Source organism: Shewanella mytili, assembly GCF_046765975.1.
GTDB classification, from domain to species: Bacteria; Pseudomonadota; Gammaproteobacteria; order Enterobacterales; family Shewanellaceae; genus Shewanella; species Shewanella mytili.
In genome coordinates, this window is the sequence record NZ_JBKOUD010000001.1 from 394643 (window position 1) to 416225 (window position 21583).

The following is a 21583-nucleotide window of genomic DNA, read 5'->3' on the forward strand; positions in this document are numbered from 1 at the left end:
AACGGTGCACATTTGTGCGAAGATCGCCGCCCTGACAATAAATACAGATGCGAACAGAGGAATCTTAATATGCGCATTATCCTATTGGGCGCCCCTGGTGCCGGTAAAGGTACCCAGGCTCAGTTCATCATGGAAAAATATGGTATTCCACAGATCTCCACCGGCGACATGCTGCGGGCGGCGGTAAAAGCCGGTACCCCATTGGGACAGGAAGCCAAAAAGGTAATGGATGCCGGACAGCTGGTATCTGACGAGCTGATCATTGAACTGGTGAAAGAACGTATTGCTCAGGATGACTGTGCCAAAGGTTTCCTGCTCGACGGTTTCCCCCGTACCATCCCCCAAGCGGATGCCATGGTCAGCAACGGCATTAACATCGATCATGTGATTGAAATCGATGTGCCTGACGAAGAAATCGTGAAACGCATGAGTGGTCGCCGGGTGCATCCGGGGTCAGGCCGGGTATACCATGTAGTGTTCAATCCACCCAAGGTGGAAGGCAAGGATGACGTGTCAGGCGAAGACTTGGTGATCCGTCCTGATGATGAAGAAACCACCGTGCGCAAACGCCTGGCTATTTATCACGAACAGACCGAGCCGCTGGTCAGTTACTACAATGCCATGGCTGCCAAGGGCGAAACCAAGTACAGCAAGTTTGACGGCACCCAGAGCGTGGCAAGCGTTAGTGGCGCCATAGCGTCTGCGCTGGCTTAAGCCATTGACTGTATTCGCTTAATAAATGTAAAAGTCCGCCATTGCGGACTTTTTTTATATGGCCGGCAGTGTTACCTTGAGCCCATGTCTGGAAAACCGGAATCTTGCCGTGTCACATTCTCATCCGCCATTTGGCGTTCTATTGGTCAATCTGGGCACGCCTGCCGCGCCAACCAAAGCGGCCGTTCGGGCGTTTCTGAAACAGTTTTTAAGTGATCCCCGTGTGGTGGATTTGCCCGCCTGGCAATGGCAACCCATTTTGCAAGGGATAATCCTGAATGTGCGTCCGGCAAAAGTGGCCAAACTTTACCAGTCCATCTGGTGGGAGGAGGGGTCACCGTTAATGGTCATCAGCCAGCGCCAGCAACAGGCACTGGCCACCCAGTTGGCTTCTCGGCTGGGCGTGTCCATTCCCGTGGCCTTGGGCATGAGTTACGGCAGTCCCTCCCTGGACGAAGGCTTGGCCAAATTACGCAACGCTGGTGTGGAAAAAGTGCTGGTGCTGCCACTTTACCCCCAATACTCCTGCTCAACCGTGGCCAGCGTGTTTGATGGCGTGGCCGCCGCATTGAAAGGACAGCGAAACCTGCCCGAATTGCGCTTCATCCGGGATTATCACGACAAGTCCGGTTATATCCATGCACTGGCCGACAGTATCCGGGAGCACTGGCAACAGCAGGGCAAGGCAGACAAGTTGCTGTTTTCCTTCCATGGCGTGCCTGAGCGTTACATTACAGAAGGCGACCCATACCAAGGCCAGTGTCTGGCAACCGCCGCGCTGGTAGCCGAAGCTCTGGCATTGCCAGAAGACCAATGGCAGGTGTGCTTTCAGTCCCGCTTTGGCAAAGAGCCGTGGCTAACGCCTTATACCGATGAATTGCTGGCGAGCCTGCCGGGGCAAGGGGTGAAGTCGGTTGATATCATCAGCCCGGCTTTTGCGGCTGACTGCCTGGAAACCCTTGAAGAGATTGCCCAAGGGGGTAAGGAAACTTTCCTGCATGCCGGTGGCGAACAGTACCGGTTTGTGCCCTGTTTGAATGACGGGGCTGCACACATGGCGTTTTTGGCCGATTTGGTGGTGGCGCATACCGAAAATTGGCGTTAGCACTACTGGTTGCCCATGGGTGATGTGCTAAAATCTGCTCCCATTTCACTGCCGCAACTGCTTGCTGCGGCAGTTTTATTTAGCCTGCAGGGCGTAAAGCAGAGAGTCATCATGAAGTTTCCCGGACAACGCAAATCCAAACACTATTTCCCGGTTAAAGATCGTGACCCATTACTGGCGAAGCTAACCACGCCTCCATTGCCGGTAAATACCTGGATTTGCGGTATCGATCAGACGCTGGTGGACATTGAAGCCCAGGTGAGCGAGCAATTACTGGCCGAGTACCATCTGCCCAAGGGCGACTCCACCCTGATTGATGATGCGGCCGCTCAGCGTCTGTATCAGCACTTGCAGCAACAGCAGTTGATTACCGGCGAATTTGCCGGCGGCACCATTGGCAACACCCTGCACAATTATTCGGTGCTGGCAGATGACCGCTCGGTTTTGTTTGGGGTCATGAGCCAGCAAATCGAAGTGGGCAGTTACGCCTATCGTTACTTGTGCCATACCTCCTCCAAAGTGGATTTGGATCACCTGCAGCCGGTGAACGGGCCGATTGGCCGTTGTTTTACATTGATTTCTGCTGAAGGGGAGCGAACCTTTGCTATCAGTAAAGGGGCCATGGACAAGCTGACGCCGGAACACATCAGCAAACCATTGGTGCAGGGGGCTGCCGCGCTGGTATTGACCGCTTATTTGATGCGGGCCCATGCCGGTGACGGGATGAGTGCTGCGGCCATGCAGGCCATTGAATATGCCAAAGCCGCCAATGTGCCGGTGGTGCTCACGCTGGGTACCCGTTTTTTGATTGAAGAAGACCCACAGTTCTGGCAGCAATTTATTGCGCAGCATGTCACCGTATTGGCCATGAACGAGGATGAGGGCGTGGCCTTGACCGGACTTGATGACCCTTTGCAGGCATCAGCCAAAGCGCTGGAGTGGTGCGACATGGTGTTGACAACGGCTGGCGCCAATGGCCTGTATACCGCAGGTTATGCCGAAGAAACGGAAAAACGCGAAACCGCCCATCTGTTGTTGCCCGGCAGCATTCCCGAATTTAACCGCTATGAATTTTCCCGCCCAAAACGCAAGCAGGATTGTGACAACCCCATCAAGGTGTTTGCCCATATTTCCCCTTACATGGGCGGGCCGGAAAAAATTCGCAATACCAATGGTGCCGGCGATGGGGCCTTGGCGGCGCTGCTGCATGATTTGGCGGCCAACAGTTACCACAAAGCGCGGATGCCGGGCTCAATAAAACATGCACGGGGCGGTTTGTGTTACTCCTCGTTTTCCCAGATTTGTAAATATGCCAACCGGGTTGCTTATGAAGTGTTGGCACAAAACAGCCCCCGGTTGTCCCGTGGCTTGCCCGAGCGGGAAGACAGTCTGGAAGAGGCCTATTGGGAACGCTAATCGCTTGATGTGTAAACCCGCTTCCCATCCAAAAAGCCAGCATGATTGCTGGCTTTTTGGACATGCCGATAGCGGTACTTATTTTTCTTCAGCTTCAGGAATGAAACTGCTCACCTTACCGGCATTGATGTCGTTATAGGTTTTCAGGTTCAGGGATTTCTCACTTTTTGCCACAATCAGGGTGGCCACACTGTCACCGGTAATGTTAACGGCGGTGCGCACCATATCCAGCAAGCGATCCACCCCCAGAATCAACGCAATGCCTTCTACCGGCAGACCCACCTGTTTGAGCACCATGGCCAGCATCACCAGCCCCACCCCGGGGACCCCGGCCGTACCAATCGATGCCAGCGTAGCGGTAACCACTACAGAAAAATAATCTTGGATGGACAGGTTAATGCCATACACCTGGGCAATGAATACGGTGGCGACCCCTTGCATAATTGCGGTGCCGTCCATGTTGATGGTGGCGCCTAACGGCAGGGTAAAAGATGCCACCCGGTTATCAACCCCCAACCTGTGTTCTGACACCTCCATATTCACCGGCAGCGTGGCGTTGGAGCTGGCGGTGCTAAATGCAAACAGCTGGGCATCCCGCATCTTACGCAGGAAGGTTATCGGATTGAGGCCGGTGAACAACTTGAGCAATAGGGGATAAACCACAAATCCGTGCAGCAATAGCACCCCTAGCACCACGGCAAAATATTTGACCACATCGCCAAAAGTGCCCAGTCCCAGCGTCAGCGCCAATTTGCCCATCAGGGCAAAAACCCCGTAAGGTGCCAGATACATGACCAGGGTGACCACGCGCATGATCACTTCATTGAGATCTTCAAATACGGCGGCCACCCGGCGGCCCTTTTCTCCCACATGGGCCACGGCGAAACCGAAAATCACCGCAAAGATGATGATTTGCAACATGTTCCCGTCAGTCATGGCCTTGACGGGATTGGTTGGCACTATATTGATGATGACCTGTGCCAGACTGGGGGCATCTTTGGCATCATAAGCCAGCCCCATGGTGGAAAGGGTATTGCTGCCGGGGTGGATGAGTACGGCCACAAAAATTGCCAGCACCAGTGCCACGGCGGTGGTCAACAGATAAAAGGCCAGGGTTTTGCCGCCGAGCCGCCCGAGTTTGGAGGGCTCGCTCAGGGAACTGGTACCACAGACCAACGAAATAAATACCAGCGGTACCACCAGCATCTTCAAGCAATTGATGAAAATGGTCCCGACAACATTAAACACGCCATCCGTGATGTATTCTTGTACAAAGGGACTGCCGGGAAAAAGGTTACGTAATGCAAGACCCACCAAAATGCCCAGCGCCATAGCAATTAAGATTTTGCTGGTAAGCCCTAACTTCCTCTTCATAAACGCCATAATTATTCCTGTTAATTTATAGATTTTATTCTTGGCGCCTTTAGCCTATCAAGAAAGTGTAATCCAGGAAACACGAGGAAAAAATATAATGGGCATCGAGACTGGTTTAAATGATGATAAAATTGAATTTATTGTGTGAAGAATATGTTTACTCTAAGCTGTAGCATAGCTATAAACCCTAAGGTCATATGAATAACAAGGAGGCTGACAATGCGGTCAGCATTTAAGTTTTTTGGCGCACTGTTGTGCAGTTTCGTTCTGACCGCGTGTGGCGGTGGGGGCAGTGCCTTGTCGGAGGCTGACGGCGGCGGCTCCACACCTGCAGGCACCAACTCGGTTTCGCTGACCATCTCCAATAGCGAGATAGGTGCAGACACCCCCGCAACCCTTAGCGCCAAGGTGACAAACAGTGCCAGCGGCCCCGTGCGCGGCGCATTGGTTACCTTTACGCTGGATAACACGGCATTGGGCACCTTTGTGCCCGCCATTGGTACTGCGCTGACCGATGACAGTGGTATTGCCACCGTCACCCTGGCCACCTCCAACGTGGCTGGCTCTGGCATTGTCACCGCCTCCATTGCCGCAGGGGCTTCAGCCACCGTTGGCTTTACCATGGTGGGCAATGGCGGTGGTAGCAATAGTGGCATTAGCGTTGTTTTGAGCCTTACGGACAAAGATGGAAATGCATTGCCGAATGGGACAATTTCCGACGCGACCCCCGGCAAGTTAACGGCTGTTTTATCTCAAAATGGCGCTCCATTATCAGGAAAGCGCATTACTTTCAGTTTGACCGGCGAAGGGGTTCTGAGCCCGGACAGTCGTGCCACTGACGCACAAGGCCAAGCCTCCATTGACTTGTTACCAGGGACGCAAGTGGGCTCGGGTTCTGTTACTGCATCTTATGCGGTAGACGGTGGCGAAACCGTTACCAGCCAAAGTGTTGCGTTTAATACCAAAGGCGATGGTGGTGATGTGGGGGGCTCTTCTTATTCCCTGTCATTGTCGTTGACGGATGCTTCAGGGCAAGCGCTTAGCAAGGTGTCCAAAGCGGTTCCAGGTGTTTTAAAAGCCGCATTGACACGTGATGGACAGGCCATCTCGGGAGCCCGCATTACGTTTGCGCTCGAAGGACAAGGGCAACTGGCTCAGGACAGTAAAGTCACTGATGCGGCAGGCATTGCTCAAATAGCGTTGTTGGCCGGGGAGCAGATGGGGTCTGGCTCTGTAATTGCAACGTATACCAATGGTACGGAGCAGACAAAAAGCACACCGATCAGCTTTGATACCCAAGGTGATTTAAATCCGATTAAGGCATATCAACTTGATGTTGCGGTTGTTGATTCATCCAATCAGGAGTTGCGTAACATTGCTTATGCCACGCCTGGCAATGCGGTAGCAACATTGTTGAAAGACGGTAATCCCGCCCCATATGAGAGAATTGATTTTGCCATTGGTGGACAAGGGGTTATTAACCCTTCATCCGGCATGGCGCTGACCGATAGCAATGGCCAGGCGAAGGTGACCTTGCTGACGGGAAATGATGCCGGTGCTGGCACTCTTACCGCCAGCTATACGCTTGATGAACAGCAAATATCCGATGAGTTCAACTATCAGGTGGCAGGTGATGCTCCTGGTGGTGATGGCGAGGATTATGATCTGAATCTGGTCATGATGAATGCCCAGACTAACCTTGTAACGTCAGAGGTGGATGTTGCTAACCCTGCACAGTTGACCGCGACACTCACCGATGGTGAGGGGATGCCCGTTGCGGGTAAAGTCATCAGCTTTAGCAGTACCTTGGGTAATTTCATTCCTAATCTCGGTACGGCGCTGACTGATAATACCGGTGTAGCGACCATCAAACTGACAGCGGGCAGTGTGGAGGGCGCAGGTGAAATCACGGCCTCTTATGGTAATGATTTCAATACAAATATAGGCTTTTTCACTGCTGGTGACGAGATTGATCTCGTAGAAGCCAGCCCGGTTGTGAGTTTTGAGCTTTACGATTGCTCGTCTGCCGCAGGATGGGACAGGGCACTCAAAAACTTTGAAGCATGTACACCAACCAGCAATATCTCCAATGATCGCCCTGGCATTATTGGCGCCAGGGTGTTGCGTGCGGGTAGCGACCAGCCACTGAAACAATTGTTAGTGAATGCTTCTACCACTATTGGTGCAGTGAGTCCCCAATCCGGTACTGCCATTACCAATGATGATGGCAAAGCCATTTTTGACCTGTATGCCAATGGGGATGTGGGCGCAGGTGAGGTATCTCTGAAGGTGAAAGATGCCCAGAGTACCAAAGCTTTTGAAATCGGCCGGGTGGACATCAAGTTGGAACTGCAGTCTGCCATTGGTAGCAATGTGTTACCGGCCGGTGGCTCCACTGTGTTGGAAGCGACAGTGTTTAACCCTGATGATACCTTGGCAGCAGGGCAACCTTTTGCGTTGTCTTTCACCTCTGAGTGTGCGGTGGCGGGAAAGGCCGTTATTGACTCACCCGTGGTGACCAATGGCGGTAAAGGTTATGCCACCTACCGGAGTACCGGTTGTGAAGGCAGCGACACCATTACGGTTTCTGCCATCAGCGGCGCCAGTACGGTGACGGCATCTACTACCATGACCATTGATGCGGTGAATGTGGGTTCGTTGCAATACTTGTCAGCATCTCCCATCCAGATGGCGTTAAAAGGCTCTGGCGGGATTGATGGCGCTGGTGCAAGAACGGAAACCTCAGTAGTAAAATTCAAGTTATTGGATGAAACCGGTGAACCGGCGGGTACCGAGAAAGTCTGTATGGAGCTCAGCACTGATGTCGGCGGATTAATCCTGAGCCCTGCACCATTGGCTGCGGATTTCCTTGACTGCCCCGGGTTTCCCAAACCCGGAGATGCCGAATACCCGGCGGATCTCAGCCAACCCAATAAATATGCAGTGGCATATACCAATGCCAGCGGTGAGGTAACGGCCACGGTAACGGCAGGTTCAGTGCCAACACCCGTTAAGGTATTTGCTGCATGGAATGGCTCGCAGGTAGATGGCAGGGTGATTGCCAATGTATCTGATCAGTTGGTGGTGAGTACCGGTTTGGCAGACCAAGGCAGTTTTTCTGTATCCGCCAGTCAGTTTAATCCGGAAGGGTGGAACTTTGATGGGGAGACTGTGGACATTACCGTGATGGCGGCGGATCATTTTAATAATCTTGTGCCTGCCGGTACCCGCATTGCCTTCCGTACAGAAGGCGGTGCAGTGGGTAGCTCATGTGAAACAGGGGGCTCGGTGGATAAGCCGGACGGCACTTGCTCTGTTGAATGGCGCAGCCAGGACGACCGGCCGTTTGCATCAACGCCTGTTGTGTGTCCCAACAATGGTTATAACGGTGACTTGACGCCTCCATGTACCGGCACCTCATGGGCGGGCTTCATGGATAACAGCAATTCACAGCTGCCGGAACCGCGCCCAGGCCGGGCAACAGTTACTGCCTATGCGATTGGTGAAGAAAGCTTTGTGGATTTAAACGGTAATGGCTTGTTTGACAGTAACGAACCCTATACTGATATCTCCGAAGCCTTTACTGACCATAACGAAGATGGCCACTATCGCAAGACTGCTCCGGTAGGCACGACTGATTTGTCAGTTGAGCCAGCAGGTGCGGCTAATGAAGAGTTTATTGACTTTAATGGCAATAACGCTTTTGACAAGGCAGATGGCAAGTATACCGGGCTGCTTTGCTCCGCTGCGGCGATGCTGGCAGGGGATTGTACCAACACCGGCATGGACACCATGGGGGCTCAGCTCAATGTGTTCCGTAACCTGACCATTGTGATGTCAGGCAGTGTGCCACAACTGCGGTTATTACGACTGGCTGCTGATAATGACACCCTGTTGCCTGTAAGTGAAATTGACTTGGTGGATAGAACCGACCCATCAAATCCGGTGGTAAAAACACAAGCAGAAGTGGTAAGGCTATTTGTTTCCGATGTGAACAACAACACCTTACCATATGGTACTTCCATCACTGCCACCACCGATAATGGCAAGCTGGTGTATGGCGAAAAATATGAGGTGTTGAGTAACACTTCATCCCGGCCATTGGTTTATGCATTTGCGGTGGGTCAGGAAGATCAGCCTAACCAGAAAACCAGTGGTAACCTGACCATTACCGTGAAAACGCCCAAAGGTTCGCCGGTGCATATTGTGGTACCCGTGAAAGACAATGGTTAATTTTCGTTAGCGGTAAATAAAAAATCCGATGGTTGACGCCATCGGATTTTTTTATGGCGGGATACCTCACCGCTGAAACTGGTAAATACTGCCAAGCTTCATGATTTGAGTCAGTTCATCCAGCGCGGTGCGGCATTCGATTAACAGTTGGGGATCGGCCAAATCTTGGGGGGTTAGCCGGTCCCGATAATGTTTGTCCACCCAGGCGTTAAGGCGGGTAAACAATCTATCATCCAGCATCACGTGCGGGTTAACCGCTGCCAGCTCCACATCATTCATGGCTACCCGCAGGCGTAAACAGGCAGGGCCCCCGCCGTTTTGCATGCTCTGCTTCACGTCAAAATAATGTACCTGGCGGATGGGGGTGTCCAGGGTTAAAAGCTCATCCAGATAGGCTTTCACTGCGGGATTTTCTTCACAATCCGTTGGCGCGATGATGGCCATGTCGCCATTGGGCAAGGTGACTATCTGGGTATTGAAAAGGTAAGTGCTAACGGCATCTTGCACGCTTACCTGTTGGCTGGACACTTTCACCAAATGCAGCGGGCCCTCCAGCTTGGCGCGTAATTCCGCCAGCTTTTTATCGGCATCCCAGAAGGCCTGTTCATGGAAAAACAGCACATTCTGGTTACCCACCGCAATCACATCGTTGTGGAATACGCCCTGATCAATCACCGCCGGGTTCTGCTGGATAAACACGGTGTTGTCATCATCCAGCCGGTGTAGCCTGGCAATGGCTTGCGAGGCTTCCAGGGTTTGCCTTGCCGGATACTTTTGCGGTTTTGGACGCAGGTGATCGGTACTGGCATGTCCGAAAACGAAGAGCTCCACCCCCGCACGGTCATAGGCCTGGCACAAGCGGGTATGGTTGGCCGCGCCCTCATCGGCAAAAGTGGGGTGAGCGGGTAACGGTTGGTGATGCACAAAATGATGACTGTCGCTGAACATTGCTTGCAGTATGTTGCCGGTGGTTTGTGGCTCTATGCTCCGGTGCAGTTTGTTCATCAAATTGGCCGGGGTAAAATGAACCTTGCCATCGTGGGTATCAACACTGGGGGAGACGGTGGCCGCGTTGGCTGCCCACATGCTGGAGGCACTGGCACATACCTGCAGTAAAGCCGGGGCCTGACGGGCGGCTTTTTGCAGCACGTCCGCATCGGTACCGGTAAAGCCCAGGTGGCGCAAGGTGTGCACATCAGGACGCTCCTGTGGTGCCAGTATGCCCTGCACCAGCCCCATATCGGCCAGGGCTTTGGCTTTGTTCAAGCCTTGCTTGGCGGCGGCGCGGGGGTTGGAAGGGTGGCTGGCATGGCTTTGGGAGGCCACATTGCCAAAAGAAAGTCCGGCGTAATTGTGGGTCGGACCAACCAGTCCGTCAAAATTGGCTTCAAATTGTTTCATGGCGATTCCTGTGGCTGTGATGCAGGGCGTCATCGTAAAAGGCTGATGCCAGTATACTGATGTTCCATTGGCCCACAAGCAGTGCAGGGCAACAGGTAAAACCATTCTTTGTCACAATTGCATAACTATTTCTTGCTTGAAGGCTGAATATGAAATATTAGTTTTTAATATCGCAATATTATTTTTTTAAAATATTTTTTCATTGCTTAAAAAGTGAGTCGCCGTTGCATTTAAAATGGGGATTGACTTGCAAGTCGATAGACAACCCTCTATATATGAGGGCAATTTTACCTTTCAGAGATTTTTTGGCGCTAATCACACTATGGGAAAATCGCTAGTTATTGTCGAATCACCGGCTAAAGCCAAGACCATTAACAAATATCTTGGTAAAGAATTTATCGTTAAGTCGAGTGTGGGTCATATTCGGGACCTGCCGACTTCCTCTTCTGCCGAGCTGAATGGCAAGACTAAGTCCGCTGCAGATGTGCGCAAAATGTCGCCAGAAGAGAAAGCCGTTTACAAGAAAGCCAAAGAGCACTCTGCCTTGATCTCCCGCATGGGGGTTGATCCGGAACATGGCTGGACAGCCAATTACCAGATCCTGCCAGGGAAGGAAAAAGTCGTTAAAGAGCTGAAATCATTAGCGGAATCTGCTGATAAAATCTATCTCGCAACCGACTTGGACCGTGAAGGGGAAGCCATTGCCTGGCACCTGCAACAGGTTATCGGTGGTGATGATGAGCGCTTTAAACGGGTTGTGTTCAACGAAATCACCAAAAGTGCCATTCAGGATGCCTTTAGCCATCCTGGTGAACTCAACAACAACATGGTGAATGCCCAACAGGCACGCCGTTTTCTTGACCGCGTAGTCGGGTTCATGGTGTCGCCGCTGCTGTGGAAAAAAGTGGCCCGTGGGTTATCCGCTGGCCGGGTGCAGTCGGTGGCAGTGCGTTTGGTGGTTGAGCGGGAAGCCGAAATCAAAGCCTTTGTGCCGGAAGAGTTCTGGGATGTGCATGCCGACGTGACCACCTTGGCCGAAGAACCATTATCCTTGGAAGTGGTAAAACAGGCAGGCAAGGCGTTTTCACCACACAATGAAGCCGAGGCCATGGCGGCGGTTAAGCAGTTGCAAAATGCGACTTATACCGTTACCGCCCGAGACGTCAAGGCCACCCAAAGCAAAGCCAGCGCCCCCTTTATTACCTCCACGTTGCAGCAGGCTGCCAGTACCCGGCTGGGCTTTGGGGTGAAGAAAACCATGATGCTGGCACAGCGCCTGTATGAAGCCGGCCACATTACCTACATGCGTACCGACTCCACCAATTTGAGCCAGGAAGCACTGGAGAGTGTGCGCGGCATGATTGCCCAGGAATTTGGCGACAAATACCTGCCAGAAAGTCCCAATCATTACGGTAACAAAGAAGGCGCCCAAGAGGCCCATGAGGCCATTCGCCCTTCCAATGTCAACGTTCACGCCGCCACCCTTACCGATATGGAGCGTGATGCCCAGCGGCTCTATGAGCTGATTTGGCGCCAGTTCGTTTCTTGCCAGATGACGCCCGCCCAGTATGATGCCACCCGCCTTACGGTTACCGCCGGTGATTTTGAGTTGCGTGCCAGCGGCCGTACCTTGAAATTTGATGGTTGGACCAAGGTGCAACCGGCACTGAAGAAGAAAAACGAAGAGGAAGTGACCTTGCCTTTGGTGACGCAAGGGGAGTCGTTATCACTGACAACCCTAGTGCCCAAACAGCACTTTACCAAGCCGCCAGCCCGTTACAGCGAGGCATCCTTGGTCAAGGAACTGGAAAAACGCGGCATCGGTCGTCCTTCCACCTATGCCACCATTATTTCCACCATTCAGGACCGGGGATATGTGCGGGTGGAAAACCGTCGCTTCTTTGCTGAAAAAATGGGTGAGATTGTCAGCAAGCGCTTGCTGGATAACTTCTCCGATTTGATGAGCTACGATTTCACCGCCGATATGGAGCGGACACTGGATAACGTGGCCCAGGGGCAACTGGAATGGAAAAAGGTACTGGACAGCTTTTACAGCGAATTCAGTGATACCCTTGAAAAAGCCAGCCTTCCACCGGAAGAGGGGGGCATGCGTCCCAACCAGATGATCCTGACGGACATTCAATGCCCTTCCTGTGGCCGTCCCATGGGGATCCGTACCGGCTCTACCGGTGTTTTCTTGGGCTGCTCGGGTTATGAGCTGCCACCTAAGGAGCGTTGTAAAACCACGTTGAACCTGACCCCAGGCGAGGAAGCCATCAGCGATGGTGAAGATGCCGAAACCGATGCATTGCGGGCCAAACATCGTTGCGAGCTATGTGGCACCGCCATGGACAGCTACCTGCTGGATGAAACCCGTAAATTGCATGTTTGCGGTAATAACCCCAGCTGTCCCGGGTATGAGGTGGAACACGGCCACTTTAAGATCAAGGGCTATGAAGGGCCGCTGATCGAGTGCGATCGCTGTGGTGCCAATATGGAGCTGAAAAACGGGCGTTTTGGCAAATACTTCGGGTGCGTGAACCCGGAATGTAAAAATACCCGCAAGTTGCTGAAAAACGGCGAAGTTGCACCGCCAAAAGAAGACCCCATCCATTTACCGGAGCTCAAGTGCAGTAAGTCTGATGCCTACTTTGTGCTGCGTGACGGCGCGGCGGGGATTTTCCTGGCCGCCAGTACGTTCCCCAAATCACGGGAAACCCGGGCGCCCTTGGTGGCTGAGTTGGTAAAATACCGCGATGTGCTGTGGCCTAAGTATCAGTATCTGGCGGATGCACCGGTAAAAGATGATGAAGGTAACCCGACGGTTGTGAAATTTAGCCGTAAAACCAAAGAGCAATATGTGGCCAGCGAAGTAAACGGCAAGGCAACAGGCTGGGCGGCGCATTTTGTCGAGGGGAAATGGCAGGCCAGCCACAGCAAGAAAAAGAGCTGAGTGCTGTTGCTGACAGTTCCGATGTACATGAAAACGCCCTGCAATGCAGGGCGTTTTTTGATTTTATGGCAGGAAAAACGGCAATGCGTGCCGGATTAGCCCAGCCATGCGCGGGTTTTGGCTTCATCGCTAATAAGCAGTGACACGGTATCTCGTGGCGCTGCTCTGATGGTCAGTGTTCCGCTCATCAGCACGTCGTCACGGAACCAGTGCAGGTTGATTTGCTCCCCTTCCCGGTACTGCTGTAATGTTTGCTCCCACTGGGCATTGACCTGTAGCCCATCGGCGGCAATCAACAGATCTTTGGCACAAAGGCCCGCTTCATGAGCGGCCAGTCCATTGACGATATTGGTGATGCGCACCCCCAGCGGCTCAGCCTTATAACGGGCGCCCACAGCGAATTTCAGCCCGTCAACACGGCCGCCGCCCAAATCGTCACTGCCGGCACTGGGGCGCACTACCATCTCCACCCCAAAGGCTGCAAGAAGCGAGGCCAGTGGCAGATCTTCCGTTTTGTCCAGCCAGGCAAACTCGGCACTGGCATCCCGCCCCAGCAGTTCGGCATAAAGTTGCTGGTGGCTGTTGTCCTGGGTTCCCACGCCGGTCAACCCAAAGCGTTGCCACAGCATGCGCATCAAGTCATCCAGCGATTTTTCCCCATGGCTTTCCCGCCGGAGGGTTAAATCCAGGTAAAGGGCAAACAGCGCGCCTTTGGTGTAGTAGCTGACAATGGCATTGGCGGCGTTTTCATCCTGTTTGTAGAATTTGGTCCAGGCATTGAAGCTCGACTCACTGAGACTTTGCACCCATCGCCCCGGTGCCCGGTATACCCGGGTAAAGGTCTGGCTGAGCAGTGCCAGATAAGACTTTTTATCAATGCGGCCGCTGCGGTAAGTCATCAAGTCATCATAATAAGAGGTGATCCCCTCATAGGCCCACAGCTGCGGGGTGTAGCTTTCGGCTGCCAACTGGTAAGGAATGAATGCCGCCGGTTTAATGCGTTTAACGTTCCAGCTGTGAAAATACTCATGGCTGCAAAGGGTCAGGTAGTTGCGGTAATCTTGGGTCACCGCCGCATCCCTGTCTTGGGGAAGCTCGTGACGTGAGCAGTGCAGGGCGGTGGATGCGCGGTGCTCCAGCCCGCCAAAACCGTTCTTTAACACCTGGGTCATGAACAGGTAGCGCTTGAACGGCGCCGGCGTGCCGAACAGGTGGATTTGACTTTCGCAGATGGCTTTGAGGTCATCCAGTAACCGGGGCATGCAGCAGTGATGGCGACCGGTGAGCACCACATCATGGCGAATGCCGCAGGCATCAAAACTGCCCAGGGTAAAGTTGCCCATTTCTACCGGATGGTCGATTAATTCGTCATAATCCGTTGCGAGAAAACTGCCAAACCCAAACTCATCGCCTTGGGTGCGTGGCAACATGGTGGCCAGTTGCCAGTGACTGACATGTTTTGGGGGCAGGATTTCCACTTCATGGGGGTGTTGTTCCCGGCCTGCCACTGCCAGGAACACACTGCTGCCATTAAAAAAGCCGTGGGTCTGATCAAGATGGGCGGTGCGCACGGACAGATCCCAGGCATACACCTGATAACGCAGGTGCAGCACCTTGGCGGCTGCATTCACCTGCCAGCGCTGTTTGTCGAGTTGCTGCAAGGGCAGTGGCCGGTTGATTTCGTCAAAGGCACGAATATCAATAATGTTTTTGGCAAAATCCCGCACCATATAACTACCGGGCAGCCAGGCGGGTAACCATAATTGCTGTTGGGGCGCCGGGTTATCAATACGCAGCGCAATTTCAAACAGATGCGCCACCGGATCAATGGCAGTTATCTGATAATGGATCATAAAAAGGAGCATCATGGTGAAAGAAGGTGCGCCCATGCTGCCAAAAATGCGGTGCTGCGGCAATCATTGTCGTGGATTTCCTGTGGCAGGAACTGTCCGTCAGCCGTGCCAAGGCTAAGGTGTTATGGCGGCTTTACAACCCCGGTACAACAATTATGACAATGGGCATATTGGGCTGCTCCATCTGCAACGGCTTCAGTTATAATGGGCAAACGATGAGAGATTGTGCTATTAAGGCATTAAAAGCATACACCGGAGAGTGGACTATGGCCGAAGAAACCCTATTTAGTAAAATTGTACGTCGAGAAATTCCCGCCGATATCGTGTACCAGGATCATCTGGTGACAGCCTTTCGGGATATCGCCCCCCAAGCACCCACCCATTTATTGATTGTGCCCAATCACGTGATCCCCACCATCAATGATGTGAAAGCTTCTGATGAAAAAGCGCTGGGGCGGATGTTCACCGTGGCAGCCAAGCTGGCAGAGGAAGCGGGCATTGCCGAAGATGGCTACCGTTTAATCGTCAATTGTAACGAATACGCCGGACAGGAAGTGTTCCATGTGCATATGCACCTGTTGGGCGGCGAGCCTTTGGGGCCAATGCTGAGCGGTAATCACAGCGATAAGAGTGAAGCATGAAAACCAACCCGGATTTTTTCCCCATGACAGGCTTGGCCACCCGATTTGTCAATCAGTTGGCCCAGTGTCGTCGTCTGGGGCTGAAAGTGCATGAGGCCAGTGAACACCATGTGCTGATAGAGCTGCCCTACAATGAAGCCCTGATTGGTTATCCAGACACCGGGGTGCTGCACGGCGGCGTCATCACCACACTGATGGATACCACCAGTGGCTGTGCGGTGGTCTGTGCCATCAAGCAAAAATTCAAGTCACTTGAAATTTCCCCCACGCTGGATTTGCGGGTGGATTACATGAAACCCGCCCAGCCCCACAAGCCCATTTTTGGCTTGGCGGAGTGTTATCGCCTGTCATCCACGGTGGCGTTTACCCGCGGGATTGCCTATCAGGACAGCATTGATGATCCCATTGCCCATGCAGTAGGCAGTTTTATGCGGATAAGTCCGGAAATGATAGGCGACACTTTCCGTAACGCACTGATGGGAGATGAACAGCCATCATGAGTAAGTCAACCAATAGCGCCAGTGACGTGAAAACCCTGGTGGCCAAAGTGGCTGAAACCAATGATTTCAGCTATCTGCTGGAGCATGTGCCTTATGCCCGCTTTATCGGCATGCAAGTCAATCGCTTTGGCGATGAACTGGTGTTTCGCCTGCCCGCCAATGATGACAATATCGGCAATCCGGTATTGCCCGCCCTGCATGGCGGGGTGATTGCCGGTTTTATGGAGATGTCGGCCATTATCCAGCTCATGGTGTTCATGCAAACCAGCAAGGTGCCCAAAGTGGTGGATTTTGCCATCGATTATCTGCGCGCCGGTTATCATAAAGACTCCTTTGCCGAGTGTTACATTACCCGCCAGGGGAGACGGGTGGCCAATGTGCACATCAATTGCTGGCAAACCAACCGCAAACAGCTGATTGCCACGGCAAGAGCGCATTTTTTGATTGATTGACAAGGAGCAAGCAAAATGAAAACAGCAGGGCTGATAATGGCGGCGTTGCTCACGTTGGGCGCTTGTGTCACCAATACCGCCGGCATTTATGCAACATCTCAGGGGGCGGTTCAGCAAGATGGCAACGCCCTGAAGCGCCATGTGAGCCTTGATGGGATTAAAGCATATCCTGATGGCGGACAGTTAAGCGGTTATGCCACGCTGCGCAGCCATGTTGCTTATGATCAACACCTGCAATACCGTGTCACCTGGTACGATGCCAATGATAACGCCATTGACGGGGAAAACATGAGCTGGACACCGGTGACATTGCACGGATTCCAGCATCTGCAGCTGAAAACCACAGCGCCCAACCGTCGCGCCAGCTGGTTTGGGCTGCATGTGAGAGAGATTATCGCCCACTGAGTTGGTGTTAGGCCCACCCATTATGGCCTTGGGATTTATTATCCCTTGGCCCCTTTCAGCTACGGGAGCCGTTGGTTTGTCGAAGTATGATGAAGAAGTGCTGGAGCATCTGGGCGATACGGCCAAGTTGCTGTTTGAGCCGTTTTTGCTGAAATATTTCCTGTTACTGGCATTGCCCACGCTGGTATTTTACAAAATCGGTAGCGGCGTGTTGTTTGTGCTGTTTTTACTGGGAATTTGTTTATGGGCGCGCAGCGGCAAACTGGGCGGGTTGCTGGGTTGGTTTGTGGTGAGCCTGACCATTTTCAGTTTTTACTGCCAACCGGAAATGAACCATTTCATCGAATACCTGTTGCGAGCCCCGGCCCGGGTCAGCTCCAACGACATCAGTTCACTCCAGGTGCACAACGCCATTCCGGAGAGTTTGTCATCCAAACTGTTCTGGTCGTTGGTCTTCGGGCTGCGTGGCGGTTTCATTATCGGTGTGGGGATAGGCTTGCTTGGGCGCAAAATCTGGGGTTATCACCCGCGCATTGCACCATGATGCGTATCAACGCCATCATGACCGCCATGGTGAATGCCATTGCACTCTTATAGGCGGTAGCGCTGCTTGCGCTCGGCGGTGTAATGCCACCAAGGGGCTGGCTCGGCACCATCGGCAAAGCGGGTGATGGCCATAAACACATCCAGCACGCAAGGGTCCTGGCGCTCGCCGGTCAATTCACATAGCGCCAGATACAACTCGTAAGGGTCTCGTCCTTGTAACTGTTTGGGTGAGATGATCCCCAGCCGCTGCAGATCTGCAGCCATCGCCTTGCCAATGTTCGGCAGGTCGGTCAGTTGATGCACTTGTTCGCGCTTCACCTTGCTGGGGTTCATAAGGCTCCTTAACGGTTATCAGGCATTCAGTGCCTGATCCAAATCCGCCAGAATGTCGTCAATATGTTCAATGCCCACAGACAGACGGATCATCTCCGGTTTTACGCCGGCCTGTAACTGTTCCTGGGGCGCCATTTGCCGGTGAGTGGTGGATGCGGGGTGGCAGGCAAGGGTTTTGGCATCGCCAATATTCACCAGCCGCTTGATCATCTTCAAGGCATCATAAAAGCGTACCCCGCCTTCATAGCCCTGTTTCAGCCCGAAGGACAAAATGGCAGATGGCGTGCCCTGCATGTACTTTTGCGCCAAGGGATAATAGGGCGACTCTTCCAGCCCGCCATAACTGACCCAACTGACTTTATCGTGTGCTTTGAGGAACTGTGCCACTTTGCCTGCATTATAACAATGGCGCTCCATTCGCAGCGGCAGGGTTTCCAGCCCCTGCAACAGCAAGAAGGCATTCATGGGTGACAGGGTGGAGCCGGTATTGCGCAGCGGTACCGTGCGGGCCCGGCCGATAAATGCGGCATTACCAAAGGCTTCGGCATAGATAACGCCGTGGTAGGAGGGCTCCGGTTCGTTAAACTGGGGAAAACGCGCCTTGTGCTGTGCCCAGGGAAATTTACCCGAATCCACAATCACGCCACCAAGGGAGGTGCCGTGTCCACCCACATATTTAGTGATGGAATGCACCACAATATCGGCACCAAAACTGATGGGTTTGCACAGGACCGGGCTGGCGACCGTATTGTCTACAATCACCGGAACCCCTTGGGCATGGGCCAGCGTGGCAATCTGCTCCAGATCCGCAATATTGCCGGCCGGATTGCCAATGGACTCGCAATATACCGCCTTGGTGTTTTCATCAATCAGCGCCGCCAGGCTTTCTGGCTTGTCGTCCTTGGCAAATTTCACCTGAATGCCAAGGCCCGGCAGCATATGGGCAAACAGGGTGTAAGTGCCACCATAGAGCTGGGGCGTGGAAACAATGTTATCCCCGGCCTTTGCCAATGTGAGAATGGCGTAGTTAATGGCCGCGGCACCGGCACTGACCACCAATGCGCCCACACCGCCTTCCAATGCGGCCAGACGTTGCTCCAGCACATCATTGGTCGGGTTCATCAGCCGGGTGTAGATGTTGCCGGGAACGGCCAGATTGAAAAGATCCGCCCCATGCTGGGCATCGTCAAATTCATAGGCGACTGTCTGGAAAATGGGCACGGCGGCAGATTTGGTTGTAGGGTCACTTTGGTAGCCATAGTGAATGGCAATGGTTTCATCTTTCATTGGGTTGCGTCCTTAACAATAATCCTTCTATCAAACCATATAAGGATCTGCACGAAAAGGGCAGCAAGATAAAAAATCAACAACTATGAATAAAAATCAACACAAGCATGTAACAAATTGACATTCCATCATATTTGCCTGTCGTCATCAGTGCTTGAGCTTTGGGGGGCGGTTGTTCTAAGGTGGAGGGAATGAGTTGCCATAACAGAGGATAGCAATGGACAGTCGATTGGCAATGCAACTGAATGCCTGGTTGGCGATGGACCCAGACCCGAAAACCCGTCAGGAACTGCAACAACTGCAGCAGCAGGGAAAGGATGATGAATTGGCGGCCCGCTTTGCCGGGCGTTTGGCATTCGGCACCGCCGGATTACGGGGGAAGGTGGGCGCCGGCCCCACGTGCATGAACCAGCTGGTGATCCGCCAGACCGCTGCCGGGCTTGGGCAATATTTGCAGCGCCAATTGGCGGATGCCGATAAGCGGGGCGTGGTCATCGGTTATGATGGCCGTTTGGACTCCCGGCGTTTTGCCCATGATACCGCCGCAGTGCTGGCAGCATTGGGGATAAAGGTACGGTTGACCCGGGAGGTTTGCCCCACGCCATTGGTGGCTTATGGCGTCAAATTGTTTCAGGCGGCTGCCGGGATTGTGGTCACGGCCAGCCATAATCCGCCCCAATACAACGGCTTTAAAGTGTATTGGGAAAATGGCGCGCAGATTATCCCTCCCCACGATAGCGGTATTGCCGCGGCCATCTTGCAGGCATCCACCACTAACATCGCGGTCATGTCATTGACAGATGCCCAGCAGCAGGGGTTGTTGCAATGGCTTGATGAGGATTTTCATCAGCATTACCGCAAGGCGGTGCAGAACTCGCCGTTATTGCAGGCTTCTTTTGTAAATGCGTCATCGCCAACAGCCCCATCCAACGCGGCAGCGCTCAAGATTGCCTACAGCGCCATGCACGGCGTTGGTGCGCCCATGGCCAAAGCGTTGCTGGCGGATGCGGGGTTTCATCAGGTGTATTCTGTGGCCGCGCAAGAACAGCCGGACGGGCATTTCCCCACGGTTAACTTTCCCAATCCGGAAGAACCGGGCGCCATGGCGTTGGTGATTGATGAAGCCAAGCGTCATGGCGCCTTGCTGGCCTGCGCCAATGACCCGGATGCCGACCGTTTTGCGGTGGCGGTAAAGCGGGGTGACGATTACCAGATGCTGAGCGGCGATCAGGTTGGGGCCTTGTTGGGGCATTACCTGTTACAAAAAGCGCCGCTAACGCAGCGTCTTGTGGGCACCACCATTGTCTCTTCCTCATTGCTGGCAAAAATTGCCGAGGCGGCCGGGGGAGCGTGTTACACCACGCTTACCGGCTTTAAGTGGTTGACGAATGTGGCCATGGCAAAGCAAGGCCCACAGCAGCGTTTTTTGTTCGCGTATGAGGAAGCGCTGGGGTACACCATAGGCGATTTGGTTTGGGATAAAGACGGCCTGTCGGCCCTGCTGGCATTTGCCCAGATGACCGCCCAACTAACTGCGCAAGGCAGCAGCATTTGGCAGCAACTGGAGCGGCTTTATCGAGCCCATGGCTTGCACCTTAACCGTCAGGTAAGCCTGGCGCTGCAGCCCGAGTCTCCGGCCATTGGCAACTGGCTGCGGCAGCATGTGCCGCGCACCATTGCCAGCATGGAGGTGTTATCGGTTACCGACTTGCAATGCGGCCAGCGGCGCTTTGCCGATGGCCGGGTTGACAGCATTGCCTTGCCTGCCAGTGACGTCCTGATTTATCAGCTGTCACAAGGGGGGCGGGTGGTGGTGCGTCCTTCGGGTACCGAGCCTAAAATCAAATGTTACTATCAGTTGGTGGAGCCTCTGGCCGCAGAAGAAAGCCTGGCGCAGGCCCAAACAAGGGCGGATGCCCGTATGGATGCGTTTATCCGCCAGCATCAGGCATCACTGCCATAGTTGCGCATGTAGGGTGATATCGTCTGGCGTGATGGCCTCAGCCCTGCATGCAAGCGAGCATGACGGACACCATGGCCAATCATGCCAAGAGAACAATCGCAGACTGAGATAAGGGAATATTCATGATGTGTGTTTGTTGTGGTGAAAAGTTAAATGTGGGTATGATCCATAAAGTGGATCCCCAAACGGGGCAAAGGTTCAAGTCATGTCCCCATTGCTCGGCGGCCAATGGCAAAGAGCATGTGTTTCATCCCTATCCCGGGGCATTCGGAAAAACCCCTGCCCGCCAAAGTGCCAGAAATCCGGAAGGTTACCAGAGTTATTGTTACGATTGCAGAAGCCTGACAAAAGGGGAGGTTTCCAGGGTTTATCTGGCCGGCAGCGTGTGCAGCAGTTTGAAATAGAGG

Annotated in this window: 17 protein-coding genes; 12 read left to right on the forward strand and 5 right to left on the reverse strand. The window is 53.3% G+C overall.

Going from position 1 to position 21583, the window contains the following annotated elements:
- Window positions 1-69: 69 nt before the first annotated feature.
- The 3 genes from adk to ACIDEJ_RS01825 all read left to right on the forward strand — a co-directional run bounded on the left by adk (window position 70) and on the right by ACIDEJ_RS01825 (window position 3235).
- Window positions 70-714, forward strand: a complete 645-nt coding sequence (gene adk, locus ACIDEJ_RS01815) for an adenylate kinase (protein ID WP_411986375.1) — start codon at window positions 70-72, stop codon at window positions 712-714.
- 109 nt (window positions 715-823) lie between these two features.
- A complete protein-coding gene (gene hemH / locus ACIDEJ_RS01820; protein ID WP_411986376.1) occupies window positions 824-1819 on the forward strand; it encodes a ferrochelatase in 996 nt (331 codons plus the stop codon).
- A 111-nt stretch (window positions 1820-1930) separates the two neighbouring features.
- Window positions 1931-3235 carry an inosine/guanosine kinase gene (locus ACIDEJ_RS01825; RefSeq protein WP_411986377.1) on the forward strand — a complete coding sequence of 435 codons (1305 nt, stop codon included), beginning with the start codon at window positions 1931-1933 and terminating at the stop codon, window positions 3233-3235.
- Window positions 3236-3313: 78 nt separating this feature from the next.
- On the opposite strand, the gene ACIDEJ_RS01830 is transcribed toward ACIDEJ_RS01825, so the two are convergent.
- A complete protein-coding gene (locus ACIDEJ_RS01830) occupies window positions 3314-4618 on the reverse strand; it encodes a dicarboxylate/amino acid:cation symporter (RefSeq protein WP_411986378.1) in 1305 nt (434 codons plus the stop codon).
- A gap of 210 nt (window positions 4619-4828) precedes the next feature.
- Here ACIDEJ_RS01830 and ACIDEJ_RS01835 point away from each other — a divergent pair, with 210 nt between their 5' ends.
- Window positions 4829-8842 carry an invasin gene (locus ACIDEJ_RS01835; RefSeq protein ID WP_411986379.1) on the forward strand — a complete coding sequence of 1338 codons (4014 nt, stop codon included), beginning with the start codon at window positions 4829-4831 and terminating at the stop codon, window positions 8840-8842.
- Between the two features lie 66 nt (window positions 8843-8908).
- Here the strand turns inward: ACIDEJ_RS01835 and astB are convergent, their stop codons facing one another.
- Complete coding sequence (astB, locus tag ACIDEJ_RS01840; RefSeq protein WP_411986380.1) at window positions 8909-10243, reverse strand: N-succinylarginine dihydrolase; 1335 nt, start codon at window positions 10241-10243, stop codon at window positions 8909-8911.
- 322 nt (window positions 10244-10565) lie between these two features.
- On the opposite strand from astB, the gene topA reads away from it, so the two are divergent.
- Window positions 10566-13196, forward strand: coding sequence for a type I DNA topoisomerase (gene topA / locus ACIDEJ_RS01845; protein ID WP_411986381.1), 2631 nt, complete (start codon window positions 10566-10568; stop codon window positions 13194-13196).
- 95 nt (window positions 13197-13291) lie between these two features.
- On the opposite strand, the gene ACIDEJ_RS01850 is transcribed toward topA, so the two are convergent.
- A complete protein-coding gene (locus ACIDEJ_RS01850) occupies window positions 13292-15049 on the reverse strand; it encodes a M61 family metallopeptidase (protein WP_411986382.1) in 1758 nt (585 codons plus the stop codon).
- A gap of 266 nt (window positions 15050-15315) precedes the next feature.
- Between ACIDEJ_RS01850 and hinT the strand changes: the two genes are divergently transcribed.
- From hinT to ACIDEJ_RS01875, 5 genes are all read left to right on the forward strand, one after another.
- The gene (hinT, locus tag ACIDEJ_RS01855) at window positions 15316-15690 is read left to right on the forward strand and encodes a purine nucleoside phosphoramidase (protein WP_411986383.1); all 375 of its coding nucleotides are present in this window, start codon (window positions 15316-15318) and stop codon (window positions 15688-15690) included.
- Entirely contained in the window at window positions 15687-16190 is a 504-nt protein-coding gene (locus tag ACIDEJ_RS01860) for a PaaI family thioesterase (protein WP_411986384.1), read from the forward strand. Before hinT ends, ACIDEJ_RS01860 begins: the two co-directional genes overlap by 4 nt.
- A complete protein-coding gene (locus ACIDEJ_RS01865) occupies window positions 16187-16642 on the forward strand; it encodes a PaaI family thioesterase (protein WP_411986385.1) in 456 nt (151 codons plus the stop codon). Before ACIDEJ_RS01860 ends, ACIDEJ_RS01865 begins: the two co-directional genes overlap by 4 nt.
- A gap of 15 nt (window positions 16643-16657) precedes the next feature.
- Window positions 16658-17047 (forward strand): DUF1425 domain-containing protein, encoded by a 390-nt coding sequence (locus ACIDEJ_RS01870; protein ID WP_411986386.1) that lies wholly within the window; start codon window positions 16658-16660, stop codon window positions 17045-17047.
- Between the two features lie 76 nt (window positions 17048-17123).
- Window positions 17124-17591, forward strand: coding sequence for a hypothetical protein (locus ACIDEJ_RS01875; protein ID WP_411986387.1), 468 nt, complete (start codon window positions 17124-17126; stop codon window positions 17589-17591).
- Window positions 17592-17638: 47 nt separating this feature from the next.
- Here the strand turns inward: ACIDEJ_RS01875 and ACIDEJ_RS01880 are convergent, their stop codons facing one another.
- Window positions 17639-17926 carry a helix-hairpin-helix domain-containing protein gene (locus ACIDEJ_RS01880; RefSeq protein ID WP_411986388.1) on the reverse strand — a complete coding sequence of 96 codons (288 nt, stop codon included), beginning with the start codon at window positions 17924-17926 and terminating at the stop codon, window positions 17639-17641.
- An 18-nt stretch (window positions 17927-17944) separates the two neighbouring features.
- Window positions 17945-19213: an O-acetylhomoserine aminocarboxypropyltransferase/cysteine synthase family protein gene (locus tag ACIDEJ_RS01885; protein WP_411986389.1), complete on the reverse strand. Its 1269-nt coding sequence runs from the start codon at window positions 19211-19213 to the stop codon at window positions 17945-17947.
- A gap of 217 nt (window positions 19214-19430) precedes the next feature.
- Here ACIDEJ_RS01885 and ACIDEJ_RS01890 point away from each other — a divergent pair, with 217 nt between their 5' ends.
- Both ACIDEJ_RS01890 and ACIDEJ_RS01895 read left to right on the forward strand, forming a co-directional pair.
- Window positions 19431-21176 carry a phospho-sugar mutase gene (locus tag ACIDEJ_RS01890; protein ID WP_411986390.1) on the forward strand — a complete coding sequence of 582 codons (1746 nt, stop codon included), beginning with the start codon at window positions 19431-19433 and terminating at the stop codon, window positions 21174-21176.
- A gap of 122 nt (window positions 21177-21298) precedes the next feature.
- On the forward strand, window positions 21299-21580 hold the full coding sequence (locus tag ACIDEJ_RS01895) for a hypothetical protein (RefSeq protein ID WP_411986391.1): 282 nt from the start codon (window positions 21299-21301) through the stop codon (window positions 21578-21580).
- The last annotated feature ends 3 nt before the right edge of the window (window positions 21581-21583 follow it).